The sequence below is a fragment of the Cyanobium sp. WKJ7-Wakatipu genome, assembly GCF_024345355.1.
In the GTDB taxonomy this organism is placed as follows: domain Bacteria; phylum Cyanobacteriota; class Cyanobacteriia; order PCC-6307; family Cyanobiaceae; genus Cyanobium_A; species Cyanobium_A usitatum.
In genome coordinates, this window is record NZ_JAGQAY010000005.1 from 54,345 (window position 1) to 72,524 (window position 18,180).

Consider the following 18,180-nt stretch of genomic DNA (forward strand, 5'->3'; position numbering starts at 1 on the left):
TTGGCCAGTGGCGAGTTGTTTGTGAGCGGGTGGCTCCTCTGCCTTGCCCTTTTGTTGAGGACTTACAAGATTGTGATCGCCCCCACGGTGGTGTTTCTAGGCACCACCGTGCCAGGGCTATTTGAGAGTTTGATCTCCACGATTCAAGACTACGGCGATATCGCCATCAGCAAAATTCTGGGTAAAAATATTTTTAACGTCTTGGTGGTGGTCGGTCTTTGCGGTGTGGCCTCTGCTGGCGAGGGCCTCATGGTGGTTCCGTTAATAGTTAACCGCGATTTCCCGATTACGATGATCATTGTCCTAGCCCGGCTCGGTGGGCGTTGGGTGCCCCTGGATCGGATCCTCGAAGGGTGGGAGAGCAGCCAACTCGATTCAAGTAACGGTCTCTGACAATGGATCTCACACCGCAGCAGCGGCGCGCCGCCACCCTGGCCGCCCTGCTCGGCAATGCGCTCGAGTGGTTTGACTTTGCCGTTTACGGCTATGTGGCCACCCCACTTGGCCATGCCTTTTTCCCTGCCGAGGATCCGGGTCTTCAGGCCTTAGCCGCCTTCGGCGTGTTTGCGGTGGGTTACCTAATGCGGCCAGTGGGCAGCCTGGTGCTCGGCCCGATCGGCGACCTGCTCGGCCGCCGCAACATGCTCAGCCTCAGCATCGTGCTGATGGGTGCCGCCAGCCTGTTAATCGCCATCTTGCCCACTCATGCCCAGTGGGGTGCGGGGGCTGGGCTGGCTCTGCTGGGCCTACGCATGGTGCAAGGGTTTTCGGTGGGTGGTGAATTCACCGGTTCGATGACCTACGCCACCGAAGCGGCCCCCCCTGGTCAGCAGGGCTTGCTGGCCAGCCTGGCTACCGCCGGTGGCCTGGTGGGGTTCAGCCTGGGATCCCTCACCGTGGCCTTGCTGGCCCGCTCCCTCGGCGATGCCGCCATGGATGCCTGGGGCTGGCGGCTCCCCTTCGCCCTGGGTGGGCTGGTGGCTTTCCTGGGCCTGTGGATGCGGCGGCGCATGCCAGAAACCTTGGAGCCCCATCACAGCGATCCGCAACCTGCTGGTGCGGTTGGCTTGCTGCGGGCGATGGGGGGGCGGCTGGCGGAGGTGCGTCAGCAGGGTCCGCTGGTGCTGCGCATCATTGCGTTGGTTTCCTTCGCCAACGTCGTCTTTTATGTGCTGTTTGTCTACCTGGTCGACTACAGCGCTCACCAGCCCGGCTCAAGCTTGGCCCAGGCCAATACCACCTCTACCGTGATACAGACCATTGGCCTGCCCCTGGTGCTGCTGGGCGGCGTGCTGGCGGATCGCTGGGGCAAGTTGCAGGTCAACCGGCTCGGCACACTTCTGCTGGCCCTAGTTACTCCGATCGCCTTGCCTGTGGTGCAGTTGGCCGGCCCCAGCGGCCTAGTTATGGGTCAGCTGCTCGGGGTGTTGCCCGTGATGATGTCCATGGGCGGGCAGGGGGTGCTGGCGGTGGAGTGGGTGCCAGTGCGACAGCGGTGCACAGTTTTTTCGATCGCCTACAGCCTGGCTATGGCCCTATTTGCTGGCACCGCTCCAGTGATATGCAGCTGGCTGCTGGAGGAGCAGGGCTGGCAGTGGGGGCCGGCCCTCTATTGCTGTCTGTTTGCCCTGCCAGCTTGGTGGGCGCTGAAAGGGTCCAGCTCCAAGGGCCAAGGACCAAGAACCAAGGCCCTCACCTAGGAGTGGGGGGCTTTTTTGCCGCCAGCCACCAGCCAGGCGCTTAGGGCCAACAACAACACACTGCCGCTGAATACCAGCAGGTTGGTGGTGCTGTTATGGATTGGGAAGATCAACATGGCCTTGAAGGCGGACACGATCAACGCCACCACGATCACCTTCACCAACTTTTCCTTGAGGTCTTCGAGGCTGCGAATGTCGAGCAGGCCGCTGCCGCCGTCTTTGCCGTCCTCGTGTGCCGCTTCAATGTTGGAGATCAGCAGCTCATACACCCCGTAGCCAAAGATCATCAGGGCGATGCCGATCAAGTAGAGGTCGACTCCGCCCACCAACTTGCCCAGCTGCACGGCGATTGCGTAGCTGCTGTCGCCTGAGCCGTTGAGCAGCACTTTCAGGGCCCCAAGCACCTCCAGGGTGCCGGCAAGGTAAGCAGCTGCAGCACTTAGCAGGCTCATAACCACCGGCACAATCGCGATCAGCCGGAAGCGCCACAGCCAACGCTCAAATATCCACTCGAGGCGTTGTTGACGGTGAGCCATGGCTTTGATCAAGAGCCTGAGGCCGTCACACTAACCTTCCTGCAATACTGCGCCGATATCGGAATTATCCATGGTCCTGCTTCACCGGTTCACTGCCGCCGTCCCCCTGATCGCGTCCCTGGCCCTGGTGGGCTGCGCCAGTGATGGAGGTGGAGTTCAAAGTCAGAAAATGGCCGCAATTAAGGCTCGGGGTAGCTTGATCTGTGGTGTGGACGGCAAGCTGCCGGGTTTCAGTTTTGTGAGTCCTGACGGTAGCTACAGCGGCCTGGACGTAGACATTTGTAAGGCAACAGCGGCTGCGGTTTTATCGGATCCTGCCAAGGTCACTTACCGCGACCTCAGTGCCACCGAACGCTTTGCGGCTCTGAGCAGCGGTGAAGTTGACCTGCTTTCCCGCAACACCACCATGACCCTCAGTCGCGATGCGCCTGGCGGTAATGCTCTCGCCTTTGCCCCCACCACCTTCTTTGATGGCCAGGCCGTGATGGTGCCCGCCACCAGCGGCATTCGATCCCTTAAGGAAGTTGCCGGCAAGCCGATCTGCGTGGAGACCGGAACGGCATCAGAGCTCAACCTGGCCGACCGTATGCGGGAGCTCAATGCCACCTACACCCCACTCAAATTTCAGTCGGGAGATCAGACCTACGCGGCCTACCTGCAGGGCCGCTGCGTTGCCGTCACCACCGATCGCTCCCAGCTAGCAGCAAAGCGAACCGGTTTCCCGAAGCCCTCTGAACACATCCTGCTTCCAGATGTATTGAGCAAGGAGCCCCTCAACCCTGCCACTGTTAATGCCGATCCGGCCTGGGCTGATGCCGTGCGCTGGGTCGTCTACAGCCTCATTCAGGCTGAGGAGATGGGCATCACTGCCGCCAACATCGACGCAAAGGTGGCTGAGGCCAAGGCAAACAAAAACCTTGCCCAGCTTCGCCGCTTTTTTGGAGTGGAGGGCGATCTTGGCAAGCAGCTGGGGTTGCCTGCCGATTTCGTGGTTCGGACCGTGAAGGCTGTGGGTAACTACGGCGAGGTGTTCGAGCGCAATGTGGGCACGGGATCTCCCCTCAAGCTGGAGCGAGGTGTTAATCAGCAATGGCGTCAAGGGGGCTTGATGTATTCGCCGCCCTTCCTGTGAGGTCCATTAGCGCCGGCACACTGCCATGACGAGCCGATCTGAAGTCACCCCCTGGTGGCGCAACCGCCGCTACCTACCCTGGCTTGTTCAGGGGGCGGTGGCTCTGGTAATTGGGGTGGTGGTGGCATTTCTGCTCACCAACCTGCTGCTCAACCTCACCGCCCGGGGCCTGCTGCTCAGCTGGAGCTGGCTGGGGCAACCAGCGGGATTTGATCTGGCTGAAACAATCCTGCCGTTTGATGCCAGCCTTCCCTATTGGCGAGCCATGCTGGCGGGATTGGTCAACACCCTGCGGGTGGTGATCGCAGGCTTGGTGGGTGCGACTGTCCTAGGCACCCTTATCGGCACTGCTTCTTTCAGCAGCAATGGGCTGCTGCGGAGACTGGCTCGGGTGTATGTGGAGGTGATTCGCAATATTCCCCTGCTGCTGCAACTGATCTTCTGGTATTTCGTGGTTTTTCTGGCCTTGCCGAATGGCCGCGACGCTCTGCAACTGCCAGGGCTAGTGCTCGCTAAATCAGGACTGTTTTTAGGCTCCCCCGAATTGGTAGATGGGGTTTGGCAGGCCCCACTGCGCTTCACCGTTGAATTTGGGGCTCTGCTCACCGGGCTGGTGGTTTATACCGCTGCCTTTATCGCCGAGGTGGTGCGCGGCGGTATTGCCTCTGTGCCTAAGGGACAGTGGGAGGCAGCCACCTCATTGGGTTTTCCGCCCCTGCTGACCCTGCGGCGAATCGTTTTGCCCCAAGCCTTGCGCGTGATTGTGCCGGGGCTCAACAGCCAATACATTTCACTGGCCAAGAATTCCTCACTGGCAGTGGCCTGTGGCTTCACCGACCTCTATTCAGTTTCGGAAACCACACTCAATCAAACCGGCCGCGCCATTGAGGTGATGTTAATCCTGTTGGGTTCATATTTAGTGATCGACCTTGTGATTTCTGCACTGATGAACGGGCTCAATGGCCTGGTGCAGCTAAGAGAACGCTGAAATGGCAACTACTCCCCCTCTGGTGGTGCGAGCGAGTCCTTTGCGCAGATTGCAAAAGGAGCTCTTTGGCAGCCGACTCGATGGTCTGATTTCGATCGCCTTGCTGGCAGCCCTGCTGGCGGCGGGTTTGGGCTTTTTCCGCTGGGCGCTATTCCAGGCCCAATGGGCCGTGCTCAGTGCCAACAGCACCCTATTTGCTGTAGGTCGCTACCCAGTGGAGCAGCAGTGGCGCCTATGGCTGCTAACTACCTTGCTGGCCCTGGTAACTGGGTTTAGTTGGGGTTTGTTGAGGGCTTTTCCCGGCTCCGGCGCTGTTCGTGCTCTTTGGCCCCGCAACGACCGCTGGGCCGCCGCAATCCTGGCGGTGCTGGCCCTCTGGCGGCCCATGGCGCTACAGCTAACCCTTGCCATTCAGGTGCGCTGGTGGGGGATTGCGGGTCTGTTGCTGCTGGCCCGCTGGGCTGCGGGGCGCTATGGGCCAGCCATTCCGCAGGCTTGCCGCCGGCTGATTCCCCTGCTCTGGCCCCTGCTTTACCTGGTGGGCATGGTGCTGATTAGTGGCGGCCTGGGGCTGGTGCAGGTGCCGCCTTCCGAGTGGGGTGGCTTGCTGCTCACGGTGTTGATGGCCACCTTTGCCATCCTGTTGTGCTTTCCCCTGGGGGTGCTGCTTGCCCTTGGTCGCCGCAGCGAGCTGCCGCTGCTGCGCTGGGGCTCGGTGATTTACATCGAGTTCATCCGCGGGGCACCACTTATTACCCTGCTGTTTCTGGGGCAGAACATCCTCGGCTTCCTGCTGCCAGGCGGCCTGGCTCCCGATCGGGTTTGGCGGGCTGCCTGGGTGCTCACCTTCTTTGCTGCCGCCTATGTGGCTGAGGCGGTGCGATCAGGTTTGGTAGCGGTGCCAGCGGGTCAGTTGGAGGCGGCCCGTTCCCTGGGCCTGCCGGTGCCTCTGGCTCTGGTGCATGTGGTGCTTCCCCAGGCCCTGCGAGTTGCTCTGCCAGCCACGGTGGGCCAATTCATCACCCTGCTGCAAGACACCACCTTGCTCTCCTTGATCGGCCTGCTTGACCTACTCGGCACCGCCCGTACGGTGATGGCCAACCCAATGTTTCTCGGTAAGAACGCGGAGGTGTATTTAGTACTCGCCATTTTGTTTTGGAGTTGCTGCGCCGCCCTTGGGCTGGGCAGTCGCGCCTTAGAAACTCGTCTTAATCCCCATTCCCCCTCTGCGCCGCAGGCATGACCAGCTCCCCCGCCGTGATGATCGAGGCCCGTGGGGTCGAGAAGTGGTATCCCAACGGCTTCCATGCCCTGCGGGGAGTTGATCTTTGCGTCCACCAGGGCGAGGTGGTCGTGATCATGGGTCCGTCGGGCTCGGGTAAGAGCACCTTCTTGCGCACCTTCAACGCGATGGAGGATTTTCAGAAGGGCTCAATCGTGGTGGATGGCATTGAAATCAGCGACGATTTGCGCCGCATAGATGCGATCCGCCGGGAGGTTGGCATGGTGTTTCAGCAGTTCAATTTGTTTCCCCACCTCACGGTGCTCGACAACCTCACCTTGGCGCCGGTGAAGGTGCGCAAGCGCCCTAAAGCTGAGGTGGAGCACCAGGCCCTGGAGTTGTTGGAGCGGGTTGGGATCGCCGAGCAGGCCCACAAATTTCCAGGCCAGCTTTCCGGCGGCCAGCAGCAGCGGGTGGCGATTGCTCGCTCGCTTTGCATGGAGCCCCGCATCATGTTGTTTGACGAGCCCACCAGCGCCCTAGATCCCGAGATGGTGCAGGAGGTGCTGGCAGTTATGCAGGAGCTGGCCCGCGACGGCATGACCATGGTGGTGGTAAGCCATGAGGTGCGCTTTGCACGTAAGGTTGCAAGCCGAGTCGTGCTTATGGCTGATGGCGAGGTGGTGGAGGTGGCGCCGCCGCAGCAATTTTTTACTAACCCGCGCCATGAGCGCAGTAAGCAGTTCCTCAGCCAGATCAGCTGAGTCCTCCCTAATCATCAATTCCAACTACTTCTGATTTCATGACAACTCCCATGCCCCAGAACTGGCATGCCATCGATGGGCAATCCTGCCTGCAGGAGCTGCAGTGTGGGGAGGCTGGGCTGAGCACGGCAGAGGTAAGCCGGCGTCTGGCCGCTAATGGCCCCAACCGGCTTGAACTTGCAGCTGGTCGCAGCAACTTGCTGATCCTGTGGGACCAGTTCAGCAACGTGATGTTGATCATGTTGCTGGCGGTTGCTGCTGTTTCCGCCGGCGTGGCCTATGTGGAGCAGAAGTTCCCTAAGGATGCGATCGCGATTGTGGTGATCGTTGCTCTCAATGGCCTACTGGGCTATCTGCAGGAGAGCCGGGCCCAGAAGGCGCTGCTGGCACTGCGCGATATGTCCCAACCCCAAGTGCAGGTGCGCCGCGACGGCCAGTGGCAAAAGTTGTCGAGTGAGGAGCTGGTGCCGGGCGACCTGATCCGCCTCGAGGCCGGCGATCGGGTGCCGGCTGATGGGCGCCTACTCGAGACGGCTGATCTGGGAGTGAGAGAAGCCGCCCTCACTGGTGAGTCGGAGGCCGTGTTTAAGCGAGCCGAGCTGGTGCTGGATTCAGCCACACCGATGCTGGAGCGCCAGAACTGCATGTTCCAGGGCACCGAGGTGGTGCGGGGAAGGGGGGTTGCGGTAGTGACCTCTACCGGCATGGCCACTGAGCTGGGTCAGATAGCCACCCTGATCAACACCGCTGGCGGCGAGAGCACCCCCCTGCAGGAGCGGCTCGATGGTCTAGCCAAGGTGCTGGTTGGCACAGCCCTGGCCCTGGTGGCAATTGTTGTGGGCCTTGGGTTGCTGCTGGGTCAAGACCCGTTCGACCTGCTCGAAGTTTCCCTGTCGATGGCGGTGGCGATTGTCCCCGAGGGCTTGCCGGCCGTGATCACCGTCACCCTGGCGATCGGCACCCAGCGCATGGTGCGGCGTGCTGCCCTGATTCGGCGTCTGCCGGCGGTGGAGGCTTTGGGCTCTGTCACCGTGATCTGCTCAGACAAAACCGGTACCCTCACCCAAAATCGCCAGGTTGTTCAGGAGCTGCGCTTCGGCAATCAATCGGTGCTGGTGGGTGGCCAGGGCTACGAGCCCACCGGCGAATTCACGACAGCGCTCCTGGCAGCACCTGAGGCTCCCTTGGCCGGGGCCCATTCTGGTTTGCAGAATCTGCTGCTGCAGGCCGGTGTGCTCTGCAGTGATGCCGAGTTGCGCCAAGGAGAAGAGGGGGCCTGGGAGGTGCTTGGCGACCCCACGGAAGGAGCCTTGGCCGTGGTGGCTGGTAAGGCTGGTTTCGACGATTTCGAGCTCAGGCAGCGCTATGCCCGCAAGGCCGAGATTCCTTTCAGCTCAGAGCGTCAGTTGATGGCGGTATGGGTGAATGATCCGGATGGCAGCCTCCAGGCTCCCCTCGGGGCAGCGGCAGAAGGCTCCCATCAGCTGATGATCAGCAAGGGTGCCCCTGAAGTGATCCTGGCTAGCTGCAGCAGCTGGCTGGATGGTTCCGGGGTAGTGGCGCTCAGCCCCAATCAGCTCCAGTGGTGGATCGATCAGGCCCGCGACCTGGCGGCCTCTGGTTTGCGGGTGCTGGCCTTTGCCTGTGCTCCCCACCATTCCAGTCCGCAGCAAGACCTCTCTGGTTTGGTGTTGATTGGCCTGATGGCCCAGCTGGATCCGGCACGGCCCGAGGTCACTGAGGCGGTGGCGATCTGCCGCGGTGCTGGCATTCGGCCGGTGATGATCACCGGCGATCACCCGCTTACTGCCAGGGCCATTGGTTCAAAAATTGGTCTAACCACCATTGATGGTGAGGTGGTGCTGGGGCGGGAACTGGAAGCTTGCAGTGATGAGGAGCTGCGCGCGGTGGTAGCTCGCTGCAGTGTCTATGCCCGGGTGCCGCCTGAGCAGAAGCTGCGCATCGTTAAGGCCCTGCAGGCCAATGGCCAGGTGGTAGCGATGACGGGAGATGGGGTCAACGACGCCCCTGCCCTTAAGCAAGCCCATATCGGTGTAGCCATGGGCATCACTGGCACGGAGGTGAGCAAGGAGGCATCCGACATGGTGCTGCTGGATGACAACTTCGCCACGATTGTTAGCGCGGTTGAGGAGGGGCGACTGGTGTACGCCAATATTCGCCGCTTCGTTAAATACATTTTGGGTAGCAATGTCGGCGAGTTGGTCACGATTTCGGCGGCTCCCCTGGTTGGACTGATTGGCGTTCCTCTAACTCCTTTGCAGATCCTTTGGATGAATCTGGTCACAGACGGGGTGCCTGCCCTAGCGCTGGCCCTCGAGCCGGCGGAGGCCGGCCTGATGGACCGGGACCCTGCTCGGCCGGGTGAATCGATCTTTGCCAGGGGCATTGGTCGCTACATCGTGCGAGTTGGTCTGGTGTTCGGCTTAATGACGATTGCCATGATGGTGTGGTTTTACCGCACCCAAGGCGTTGATGGCCCCTGGAAAACCATGGTGTTCACCACCTTGTGCCTGGCCCAAATGGGTCATGCCCTTTCGGCTCGCAGTGAGCGCCCCTTGTTGCAAGTGAACCCCTTCAGTAATCCCTGGTTGCTCTGGGCTGTGGTATTCACCAGTGGCCTCCAGTTGCTGCTGCTTTATGTGCCCTGGCTCTCCCGTTTCTTTGGTACAGAGCCCCTGGCCCTTGTCGATCTGATGGTGTGCGTTGGGGTGAGCCTGTTGTTCTTCACCTACCTCGAGGCTGAGAAGGTTTTCCGGCAGTGGTGGAACCGCCGCCGGGCTAACACCCCTGCCGCAATGGGTTGATGGCCGAGCTGTCCGCCTTGATGGAGAAGCTTCCCCAGCTTCTCCTGGCGGCGGTGGACGCCAACCCGCTTCTGGGATATGGGGCAATTGCCCTGGTGATGTTGCTGGAAAATCTGGTGCCACCTATTCCTTCGGAGGTGGTGATGCCGCTGGCAGGCTTTCTGATCCAGCAGGGAAGGCTTCAGCTATTTCCTGTAGTGCTTGCAGGCCTGTTGGGCACGGTGCTGGGGGCTTGGTTTTGGTATGGAATCGGCCGTCTAATCAACGAGGAGCAGCTGGAGCAGTGGTTGGCAAACCATGGCCGCTGGTTTGGTTTGAGGCCTGCGGACCTGGCCCGCAGCCGCCGCTGGTTCAATCGCCACGGAGTAGCGGTGGTGTTTTGGGGGCGGATTATCCCCGGGGTCCGCACGCTGGTGTCGTTGCCAGCTGGCATCGAGATGATGCCCCAGCCTTTGTTTCTGATTTGGACTACGGCAGGCAGCCTGATTTGGATCCTGCTGCTAACCGTTGCCGGCAAGACGCTTGGCGCTGGTTACGAGGGTGTTGCAGCTGCTCTTAAACCATTTACCAGCGTTCTAGTTGGGATCCTTTTTGGGGCGGTAGTTGGCGGATTGCTGTGGCTGCTGTTGAGGTGGATTTGCAAGAAATTCCGCTGGCGCTAGTAGTTGCTGAATTAAGTGTTGGATCTAATTTCGCTTAGATCCCAAATTTGCGGCAGATCAGCCAGGGAACCACGATCGCCAGTCCGATGGTGAGTGGCGCCCCGTAGCGCGTCATGTCCAGAAAGCGATAGCGCCCAGGCCCGAACACCATCAGGTTGGTTTGGTATCCGATCGGGGTAAGGAAGCTCTGGCTGGCCGCGAAGGTAATGGCAAAGATGAACGCCATCGGTGGCAGCGAAAGCCCCTGGGCTATGGCGGTGGCGATTGGCATCAGCAATACAACGGTGGTGCCGTTGCTGAGGGCTTCGGTGAAGAGTTGGGCGATCACGAAGACCACGAACAGGACCCCGTAAGCCGACCACCCCTGAAGGCCATGCAGCAGATCCTGCGCCAGAGCCTCGGCCAGGCCGGTTTTCTGCATCGCTTCGCTGAAGCAGGAGAGCGAACCCAGCAGCAAGATCACGTCCCAACGGATGGATCGCTGCAGTTCCCCGGGTCGCAGGCAGCCGGTGGCCACCATCACCACCACTGCCAGAAGAACAGCGGCCATCAGGTTGAGCACTTTGAACAGAGGCAGGATGATCACCAGGGATGCAACCAGAACCGCCACCCATTTGCGGTTGGTGGTGGGCATGTCCTTTTCCAGTTCGTCCAGCAGCACCAGATCGTTGTTGGCCTGCAGGCCGCGAATGGCATCGAGGGGCGCCTGCAGTAGCAACACATCGCCGGCTTGAAGCACGACTTGACCGAGCAATTCACGCAGCACCTGATTGCCGCGACGTACCGCCAGCAGGGTGGCGTTGTAGCGCTGACGGAAGCGAAGGTCTCGCACGCTGGTGCCGGTGATCGTGGAGCCGTTCGGAAGAAGCACTTCCACCATGCGCATGCTGGTGACCGCGGGATGCTTCATTTCCTCAAGGGCCTCCTCTTGCTCCGCCGGCGGTGACAGCACCACCGTGTGCTCCTGCTGGAGACGCAGCAGGGTTTCCCGGTTGCAACGCAGCACAAGACGATCGCCTACCTGGAGGGTGCGGTCGGCCAAGGGGGCGCTGAAGATCTCGCTACCGCGCTGCATTTCGAGCACGTCTACGTCGTAGCGGCGCTGCAGACGGCTGTTGTGCAGCGAATGGCCCGCGAGCTCGGAGCCCTCCGGCACCAGTACCTCGGTGAGATAGCCCTCCCGGGCGAGGGATCCCAGCAAATCGCCGTCGTCGAGGCCGCGATCCGGCAGGAGCCGGTCGGAAGCCCACAACATGTAGAGCCCCCCCAGCAGCCAGACGGGGATACCGATGGCTGTGAAGCTAAACAGCTCGAGGGGACCAAAGCCGAGTTGGCTACTCACATCGCTGGCCAGCAGGTTGGTGGAGGTGCCCAGCAGGGAGATGGTGCCGCCCAACACCGTGGCAAACGACAGCGGCAGCAATACCTTCGAAGGGGATACGCCGCGCCTGTGGCACCAGCCCTCAACTACTGGCAGCAGGGTCGCCACGATCGGGGTGTTGGGGATAAATCCGGAGATCGGCGCCACCACCCCCACCATCAGGGCGATCATTCGTTTGGGACTCCGGATGGCATCGCTAGCGATCAGGGCCCTCAGCCGATCCAGGCCACCGCTGCGGAACAGGCCCGCCGACACGGCGAAGAGGCCCATCAAGGTGATCAGGGCGGGGCTGCCGAATCCCTGCACGGCCTCATCGGGCTTGAGCACTCGGAAGGTCACAAGCAGGGCTGCCGCCAGCAACCCAGTGACTTCAGGGGCTAGCCAGCCGGTCACGAACAGCAGGATCGCCAGGGCAAACACCGCCAGGGTGATGGCCCCAGAGGGCTCCATGGCGGCGGTAAGAAAAGCATTCATAAGGCACGACCCCAACACTCGAAAATATACATCGGTTACTAGATGGGATTTAGGGAGATTGAGGTCGGTTGGCCGGCCTCGGGCGTTTTTGCTCGCTTTCAGGCCCCGACAATTGATGTCATCGGCCAGCCAGCGGGTCTATGAGGCTTCAAGCTCATAGGGTTTGGGTACATCCATGGGCCGCCTGCTGCGCTATGTGCGTTTCCCGCTGCTGTGCTGTGCCGTGGGCCTGGTGGCAGTTTTCGTCAGCCATGGTGGTCTGAGCCCTGCGGGTCTTGAGTCCACCTGGCTCACCCTGGTGCTGCTGGCGCTGGAGATCAGCCTCTCCTTTGATAACGCGGTGGTGAATGCGCGGGTGCTGGAGCACCTCACCCCAGGCCAGCAGCGTTTTTTCCTCAGTTGGGGTCTGGTGATCCCGGTGTTTGGAGTGCGTTTTCTGGGGCCTTTGCTGCTGGTGAGCCTGGCTGGGGGGATCGGTCTGGGGCAAGCCCTCGACGCGGCTCTGCATCACCCCGAGGAATACCACGCGCTGCTGGAGTTGGCTGAACCGAGGATCCTCGCCTTCGGGGGGATGTTCCTGTTGATGGTGTTTCTGCGCTATTTCATCGATGAGGCCAAAACGCTGCACTGGGTGGAGGTGCTTGAGGTGCGTCTGAGCAGCGCCGGAAGGGTTCCCTCCCTGGAGGTTGCTCTGGCGTTGATCATTTTGATGGGTGTGGCCTTTGTCCTTCCTGGCAGTTTGCGCAGCGATGTTCTTTTTGCCGGTCTGATCGGCCTGGTGCTGCAGATCCTGAGCACTTCCCTGGCGGAATTCTTCGGCGGCGGAGATCCGGCGGCGGGAAGTATGGCTGCCAAGAGCGGTGTTGCCAGCCTGATCTACCTCGAGTTGCTTGATGCCTCCTTCAGCCTCGATGGCGCTATCGGCGCCTTTGCGATCACCACCGATCTGGCGCTGATCATCACGGGCCTTGGCCTCGGAGCGCTCTTTATTCGCTCGCTCACGGTGATGCTGAGCCGGGAGAAGGCCCTCGACCAGTTGATCTATCTGGAGCACGGCGCCCACTACGCCATCGGCGCGCTGGGGTTGTTGATGCTGGCCGGGATTCCCTTGGCCCAGCACAACGTGCAGGTACCCGAATGGTGCGCCGGGCTTATAGGCATCGGCCTGCTCGTCGTAGCTTTCTGGGATTCCATGCGTCAGAGGCAGCGGGCCTGAGACCGCTCGCTCAGGCGCTCACCACCTCATCGGGTGCAGGACTTCGAGCTACCAGAAGGATGTTGATCGGGCTGAAGGAAATTCCCAGACCCAGGGCAATCGTCTCGGTGAGCAAGTAGTGGCAAGTAAGCATCAACCGCCACGATCGCTGGAATGCAGTTAGAGATAAAAGCCGACTGTGGTGACCACTCGGGTGCCCTGGGCCCGCAGAGCAGTGCGCAGGGCAATCGTGCTCTGGTTGTGGAGCAGGTTCTCCCAGCGATGCCGGGTCACGAACACAGGCAGCACCACTGTGCAGAAGCGGTCGCGATCTTTTTGGTGCTGGATCTCAAACTGCTGCACAAACTGCACAACTGGATCGATCAGGGAGCGATAAGGAGAATCGAGCACCACCAGAGGGATCTCGGGCAACTGGCGCTGCCACTGCTCCTGGAAGGCCTGCGCTTTGCCAAGCCCGAGATCCACGTGAACGGCCACTAGATCCCTGGAGATGCTGCGGGCGTAGCGCACGGCCTCAAAACTGCCGCGGTGCAGCTGACCCACCAGCACCACCACCGGCGCTCCCCCACCGGCCGGAGCCGGAGGAAGGGTGAGCTTTTTATCCGTGGCCAGACGCAGCCGTTTGGACACGCTGCGGTAGTGGCTGTGGATGGTGAGGAACAGGCACACCAGCAGCGGCACGGCTACTACAACCAGCCAGGCCCCTTGGCTGAATTTGCTGTAGAGCAACACGCCGGTAACCACCGCCGTGACGGCACTGCCAAACCCGTTCACCAGGGCCTTGCTCAGCCAACCGCGGGTGTGTTCCTTCCACCAATGCACCACCATTCCGGCCTGGGACAGGGTGAAGCTGAGAAACACCCCAACTGCATAGAGAGGGATCAGCCGCGTCACGCTGCCGCCAAAAGCCAGCAGCAACACCCCCGCCAACCCACTGAGAGCCAAAATGCCGTTGCTGAAGACGAGACGGTCCCCCAGGGAGGTGAACTGGCGGGGCAAGTAGCCATCCTGGGCCAGGAAATTCACCAGTCGGGGAAAATCTGCGTAGGCGGTGTTGGCGGCCAGTAGCAGGATCAACAAAGTGGAGAGCTGCAGGATCAGCAGCAACGGTCCATTGCCGAACACCTGCTGTCCGAGCTGGTAGAGCAGGGTTGGTCCGTGCTCCACATACACCGCCCCTAGGTGATGGGCCAGCAGGCTGATGCCTCCAAACATCGTGGCTAACAGCAGCACCATCACGGTGAGTACGCGGCGGGCGTTCTTCCACTCGGTGGGGCGAAAAGCCATCACCGAATCGCTGATGGCTTCAATGCCGGTGAGAGCCGCACAACCGGAGCTGAAGGCCCGCATCAGCAACACCCCCCCCACGGCGATCAGCGCACCGCCGTGCTCCTTGGCCATTAGCAGGTTCTGCTCGTCCGCGGCCATGGAGGGCAACTCCCCGGCCCACACCTTCACGCCCCCGGCTAGCAGCAGGGTGAACACCGCGGCGATGAAGACATAGGTGGGCAGGCTGAGGATCTGGGCACTGGAGCGCACGCCCCGCAGGTTGGCCACCATCAGCACCACCACGGCCGCCAGACAGAGGGGCACGCGCAGGCTGTCTAGGCCAGGGAAATAGGAGGTGAGTGCGGCGATGCCGGCGGCTGTGCTCACCGCCACGGTGAGCACGTAGTCGATCGAGAGCGAGGCACCGGCCACCAGTCCGGCCAGGTCGCCAAGGTTTTCGTGGGACACCCGGTAGGAGCCTCCCCCCTGGGGATAGGCCTTGATGGTCTGCCGGTAGCTGATGGCCACGATCACCATCAGGGCGATGATCAGGCCTGTGACCGGCAGGGTGAAGCCCAGCCCCACCGCGCCAGCCATCCCTAGCACCAGCACGATCTCCTGGGTGGCGTAAGCCACGGAGGAGAGGGCATCGGAACTCAGGATCGCCAGGGCCTCTGCATTGGTGAGGCGCTCTTCGGCGTAGGCACTCGTGGGAAGAGGCTTCCCCACTAGGGCTGCCTTGAGCTGATCAAAAAGCAGACGCTTTTTCAATCCGACGACCTGCAAGTGACAGAAAACCTAGACAGGGATCCGAGCCAGCACCACAGTCCGGTCCAGGCCAGGAGGATGCCCGTTTTCAGCTGCCCGGCAGTTTGGCCAAGGCTTCACTGGCGCCCATCACCACCAGCAGCTCGCCCGCCTCGAGCACGTGGGAGGCGGGCGGGTTCACCGTGAGCTGGTTGTCAGGCCCGGCGGCAAGCACGCTCACATTGAAGTTCTTGCGCAAATTGATCTCGCGCAACGACTGGCCAATGAAGGCTTCGGGCACCCGAATCTCCTCGATGCTGTTGCGGTCGTCGAGGCGCAGGCGCTCCAACATGTTGGGCCGCACCAGTTCTATTCCTAAGCGTTGACCCTGCATCTTTGAGGGAAAAACCACCCGATCGGCGCCCACCCGCTGCAGCATTTTCACGTGTAGATCACTGGTCGCCCGCGCGACTACCTGCTTTACCTGGCTGCCGGGGCTGTCCTTAACGATCAAAGCAGCCGTAACGCTGGCCTCGATCGGCTCTCTCATGGCTATCACCACGGTGGTCATGTCGAGCACGCCGGCGGCCCTCAGGGCTTCTTCATCTGTGCAGTCCACAATCCGCGCCTCGATGGCTGGCTCGATTTGACGCAGCTCATCAATGGCCCGCTCGCTGAGATCGATCGCCAGCACTTCAGCCCCGGCCTTGATCAGTTCGCTGCATACGGCGGAGCCAAAGCGCCCCACTCCGATCACAGCGAAGCCACCTTTGATGGCGCCCTCAGACGGATTCCAACGCCACCAGTTCGTCATGGAGTCAACCTGTTCAGGGGATTCAGATGTAGATCTCTTCGCGGGGGTAGCCCACGCGGGGTTGGGGCCGGCTGCCGTAGATCGCCGAAAGGAGCAGCAGGATGCCCAGTCTGCCTACAAACATGCCCACCATCAGCACCAGCTGGCCCCAACGGTTGAGCTGGGCGGTAACCCCCAGATCCAGGCCCACGGTGCCGAAGGCCGACATGCAGGTGAACAGCTTTTCGAGGAAGTTGAAGGTGGTGCGGGTGGGCTCCCCGGAGGTTGTTGGGCCAATCCCCAGCAGCAGGGCCATCAGAATCACGAAGATTGCTGATGCCATGACGACCCCCACGGCACGCAGCACCACGGTGTCAGGGATCTGGCGCCGATGGATCACCACCTCCTCACGCCCTTGCAGGGTGGAGCGGGTAGCCCCCATCAAGGTGGCGAAGGTGGTGGTCTTGATGCCACCGCCGGTGCCGCCCGGGCTGGCACCAATAAACATCAGCACGATCAGCAGCAGCAGGCCCGCATCCGAGAAGGTCTTAACCGAGAGCGGCACGGTGTTGAACCCTGCCGTGCGCGCCGAGATCGACTGGAACAGCGTGACTTGAATATCCTGCCACCACTCCAGATTTTCGATTACGCCACCGGCGGCGAATTGTTCGGTGAACATCAGTCCCAGGGCCCCAAACACGATTAACAAGGCCGTGCTGCGCAGCACCAGCCGGGTATGCAGGCTGAGCCGGCGCAGCCCTTGCAGGCGGGCGCGATTGGTCCAGAGGTCGTTGATCACCCGCCAGCCGATGCCGCCCACCACGATCATCGAGGCGATCACGCCATTCACCACCGGGTTGTCCCGGTAGCGCACCAGATTGTCGCCCCAGAGGCCAAAGCCGGCGTTGTTGTAAGCGCTAATGCAGTGAAAAAGAGAAGCCCAGAAGCGCTCAAGCGGATTGGCGATGTCGGTGAAGCCAAAGGCGTAGAGCACCACCGTGCCGATCCCCATCACACAGAAGCCCGTGATCAGGATGCTGTTGAAGGTGGGGCCGATGCCGCCTACCCCGAATTCATCCAGGGCCCGGCCCTTGTCTAGCCGGTGGCGCAGCCCTGAATTTCCCTGCACGAAGCCCTGCAAAAATGTGGTGATCGCCATTAGGCCAAGGCCGCCGGTGATGATCAATCCCGCCAGTGTCAGTTGGCCTAAGGGCGTCAGATCGCGGCTCACATCGATGATCGAAAGACCAGTCACCGTGATTGCCGAGGTCACGGTGAACAGGGCTTGCCATAGCCCCACGTCATCGGTGGAGCAAAGCGGGCTTGCCAGCAGCACCGTGCCGACGGCGATCACCAGAGCACCGGTGACCACGGTGAATTGGGGCACCGTGAGGCGCTGGCGCCACGTCTTAATAGCGTTCCAGGGTGTGCTGGTCAGGCTGATGTTGCGTTGGTGATGCCTACCCTAAACACAGTCCTGTGCCGGGATTGCTCATTTGATTAAGCAGTTGATCGACGGGCTGCCAGACCTGATCAGCGCCGCGGTAGAGACCAACCCCCTGCTCGGTTATGGAGCGGTTGCTTTGGTGATGCTGCTGGAAAATCTCATTCCGCCCATTCCCTCAGAAGTTTTGATGCCCTACACGGGTTATCTGGTGCATGCGGGCCGGCTGCAATTTCTCCCCACGGTGGCTGCCGGACTGGTGGGCACCGTGCTGGGGGCCTGGTTTTGGTATGGCATCGGCCGCTGGATAAATGAGGAGCGGATCGCTGGCTAGCCAGGAGCCGTCGCTGGTTCAACCGCCATGGTTCGGCGGTGGTGTTCTGGGGACGACTGATCCCAGGGGTGCGGACCCTGGTGTCCGTGCCGGCTGGCATTGAATTAATGCCCCAGGCGAAGTTTCTCGCCTGGACAACCGCGGGCAGCCTGATCTGGACCACCTTGCTCACCCTGGCGGGCAGGGAGATGGGCCAGGCCTACGGCCAGGTGGAGGGGCTGCTGGCCCCCTGGGCCGGAGGGATCAAGCTGGTGTTGGAGATTGCGCTCGTCTGTGGAGTGCTGGCGCTGCTGCGGGTGTGGCAGCTGCGCAGCCGGGCCGCTGGCAGTGAGAGTTAGGGCCAAAACTCCGATGGACCTGGCTAGTTGATCTTTTCTATTTGAGATTCCCTACTTAGTGGTGTGGACGTGGAGCTAACCATGCCTGAAACCAGGGTGTGAAACACAGGCACTCCAGCCACCATCAACACAAACATAAGCGTGAAGAGATGGCGCCACTGGGAGGCAAGCTGATCAGATGATGGTTCGAGTGGGTGGCTGCAATCGCTGCAGATCAGCATCTGCTTGGAGCGCCCCACCTTGGTGAGTAGGCGGCAGCCGCACTTTGGGCAGGCCATAGTTTTTGCAAAGTGGAGAAGTTTTTACAGAGTGGAGGAGTATGGAGCTGAGAGGGACTCCGAGTGATCTCGACGAT

Annotated in this window: 15 protein-coding genes and 1 pseudogene; 10 read left to right on the forward strand and 6 right to left on the reverse strand. The window is 61.2% G+C overall.

Annotation, left to right across the window (positions count from 1 at the left end; translation table 11 throughout):
• Positions 1–21 precede the first annotated feature (21 nt).
• Both KBY83_RS04650 and KBY83_RS04655 read left to right on the forward strand, forming a co-directional pair.
• Positions 22–393, forward strand: a complete 372-nt coding sequence (locus tag KBY83_RS04650; protein ID WP_396093416.1) for a hypothetical protein — start codon at positions 22–24, stop codon at positions 391–393.
• Positions 394–395: 2 nt separating this feature from the next.
• Complete coding sequence (locus tag KBY83_RS04655; protein WP_255018518.1) at positions 396–1,700, forward strand: MFS transporter; 1,305 nt, start codon at positions 396–398, stop codon at positions 1,698–1,700.
• Here the strand turns inward: KBY83_RS04655 and KBY83_RS04660 are convergent.
• Entirely contained in the window at positions 1,697–2,236 is a 540-nt protein-coding gene (locus KBY83_RS04660; protein WP_255018519.1) for a YqhA family protein, read from the reverse strand. The two genes, KBY83_RS04655 and KBY83_RS04660, sit on opposite strands and share 4 nt — an antisense overlap.
• 70 nt (positions 2,237–2,306) lie before the next feature.
• Here KBY83_RS04660 and KBY83_RS04665 point away from each other — a divergent pair, with 70 nt between their 5' ends.
• From KBY83_RS04665 to KBY83_RS04690, 6 genes are read left to right on the forward strand one after another with little or no spacing between them, the layout of a single operon-like run.
• On the forward strand, positions 2,307–3,368 hold the full coding sequence (locus KBY83_RS04665) for an amino acid ABC transporter substrate-binding protein (RefSeq protein ID WP_255018520.1): 1,062 nt from the start codon (positions 2,307–2,309) through the stop codon (positions 3,366–3,368).
• 25 nt (positions 3,369–3,393) lie between these two features.
• Positions 3,394–4,356, forward strand: coding sequence for an ABC transporter permease subunit (locus tag KBY83_RS04670; RefSeq protein WP_106502864.1), 963 nt, complete (start codon positions 3,394–3,396; stop codon positions 4,354–4,356).
• Position 4,357: 1 nt separating this feature from the next.
• Positions 4,358–5,599 carry an amino acid ABC transporter permease gene (locus KBY83_RS04675; protein WP_255018521.1) on the forward strand — a complete coding sequence of 414 codons (1,242 nt, stop codon included), beginning with the start codon at positions 4,358–4,360 and terminating at the stop codon, positions 5,597–5,599.
• Positions 5,596–6,342, forward strand: coding sequence for an amino acid ABC transporter ATP-binding protein (locus KBY83_RS04680; protein ID WP_315858942.1), 747 nt, complete (start codon positions 5,596–5,598; stop codon positions 6,340–6,342). The genes KBY83_RS04675 and KBY83_RS04680 overlap by 4 nt, the downstream gene beginning before the upstream one ends.
• A gap of 38 nt (positions 6,343–6,380) precedes the next feature.
• Positions 6,381–9,167, forward strand: a complete 2,787-nt coding sequence (locus KBY83_RS04685) for a cation-transporting P-type ATPase (RefSeq protein WP_255018522.1) — start codon at positions 6,381–6,383, stop codon at positions 9,165–9,167.
• Positions 9,167–9,829 carry a DedA family protein gene (locus KBY83_RS04690; protein WP_255018523.1) on the forward strand — a complete coding sequence of 221 codons (663 nt, stop codon included), beginning with the start codon at positions 9,167–9,169 and terminating at the stop codon, positions 9,827–9,829. The genes KBY83_RS04685 and KBY83_RS04690 overlap by 1 nt, the downstream gene beginning before the upstream one ends.
• A gap of 34 nt (positions 9,830–9,863) precedes the next feature.
• Here the strand turns inward: KBY83_RS04690 and KBY83_RS04695 are convergent, their stop codons facing one another.
• On the reverse strand, positions 9,864–11,684 hold the full coding sequence (locus KBY83_RS04695) for an SLC13 family permease (RefSeq protein WP_255018524.1): 1,821 nt from the start codon (positions 11,682–11,684) through the stop codon (positions 9,864–9,866).
• A 175-nt stretch (positions 11,685–11,859) separates the two neighbouring features.
• Between KBY83_RS04695 and KBY83_RS04700 the strand changes: the two genes are divergently transcribed.
• Positions 11,860–12,900, forward strand: a complete 1,041-nt coding sequence (locus KBY83_RS04700; protein WP_255018525.1) for a DUF475 domain-containing protein — start codon at positions 11,860–11,862, stop codon at positions 12,898–12,900.
• Between the two features lie 10 nt (positions 12,901–12,910).
• Here KBY83_RS04700 and KBY83_RS04705 read toward each other — a convergent pair whose 3' ends face one another.
• The 4 genes from KBY83_RS04705 to KBY83_RS04720 all read right to left on the reverse strand — a co-directional run bounded on the left by KBY83_RS04705 (position 12,911) and on the right by KBY83_RS04720 (position 17,147).
• The gene (locus tag KBY83_RS04705) at positions 12,911–13,033 is read right to left on the reverse strand and encodes a hypothetical protein (RefSeq protein ID WP_255018526.1); all 123 of its coding nucleotides are present in this window, start codon (positions 13,031–13,033) and stop codon (positions 12,911–12,913) included.
• Positions 13,034–13,059: 26 nt separating this feature from the next.
• Positions 13,060–14,940 carry an APC family permease gene (locus KBY83_RS04710; protein ID WP_255018527.1) on the reverse strand — a complete coding sequence of 627 codons (1,881 nt, stop codon included), beginning with the start codon at positions 14,938–14,940 and terminating at the stop codon, positions 13,060–13,062.
• 85 nt (positions 14,941–15,025) lie between these two features.
• Positions 15,026–15,730 (reverse strand): TrkA family potassium uptake protein, encoded by a 705-nt coding sequence (locus KBY83_RS04715; protein ID WP_255018528.1) that lies wholly within the window; start codon positions 15,728–15,730, stop codon positions 15,026–15,028.
• 22 nt (positions 15,731–15,752) lie between these two features.
• Positions 15,753–17,147: a TrkH family potassium uptake protein gene (locus KBY83_RS04720; protein WP_255018626.1), complete on the reverse strand. Its 1,395-nt coding sequence runs from the start codon at positions 17,145–17,147 to the stop codon at positions 15,753–15,755.
• 58 nt (positions 17,148–17,205) lie between these two features.
• On the opposite strand from KBY83_RS04720, the pseudogene KBY83_RS04725 reads away from it, so the two are divergent.
• Positions 17,206–17,825: pseudogene (locus KBY83_RS04725) on the forward strand (DedA family protein).
• The last annotated feature ends 355 nt before the right edge of the window (positions 17,826–18,180 follow it).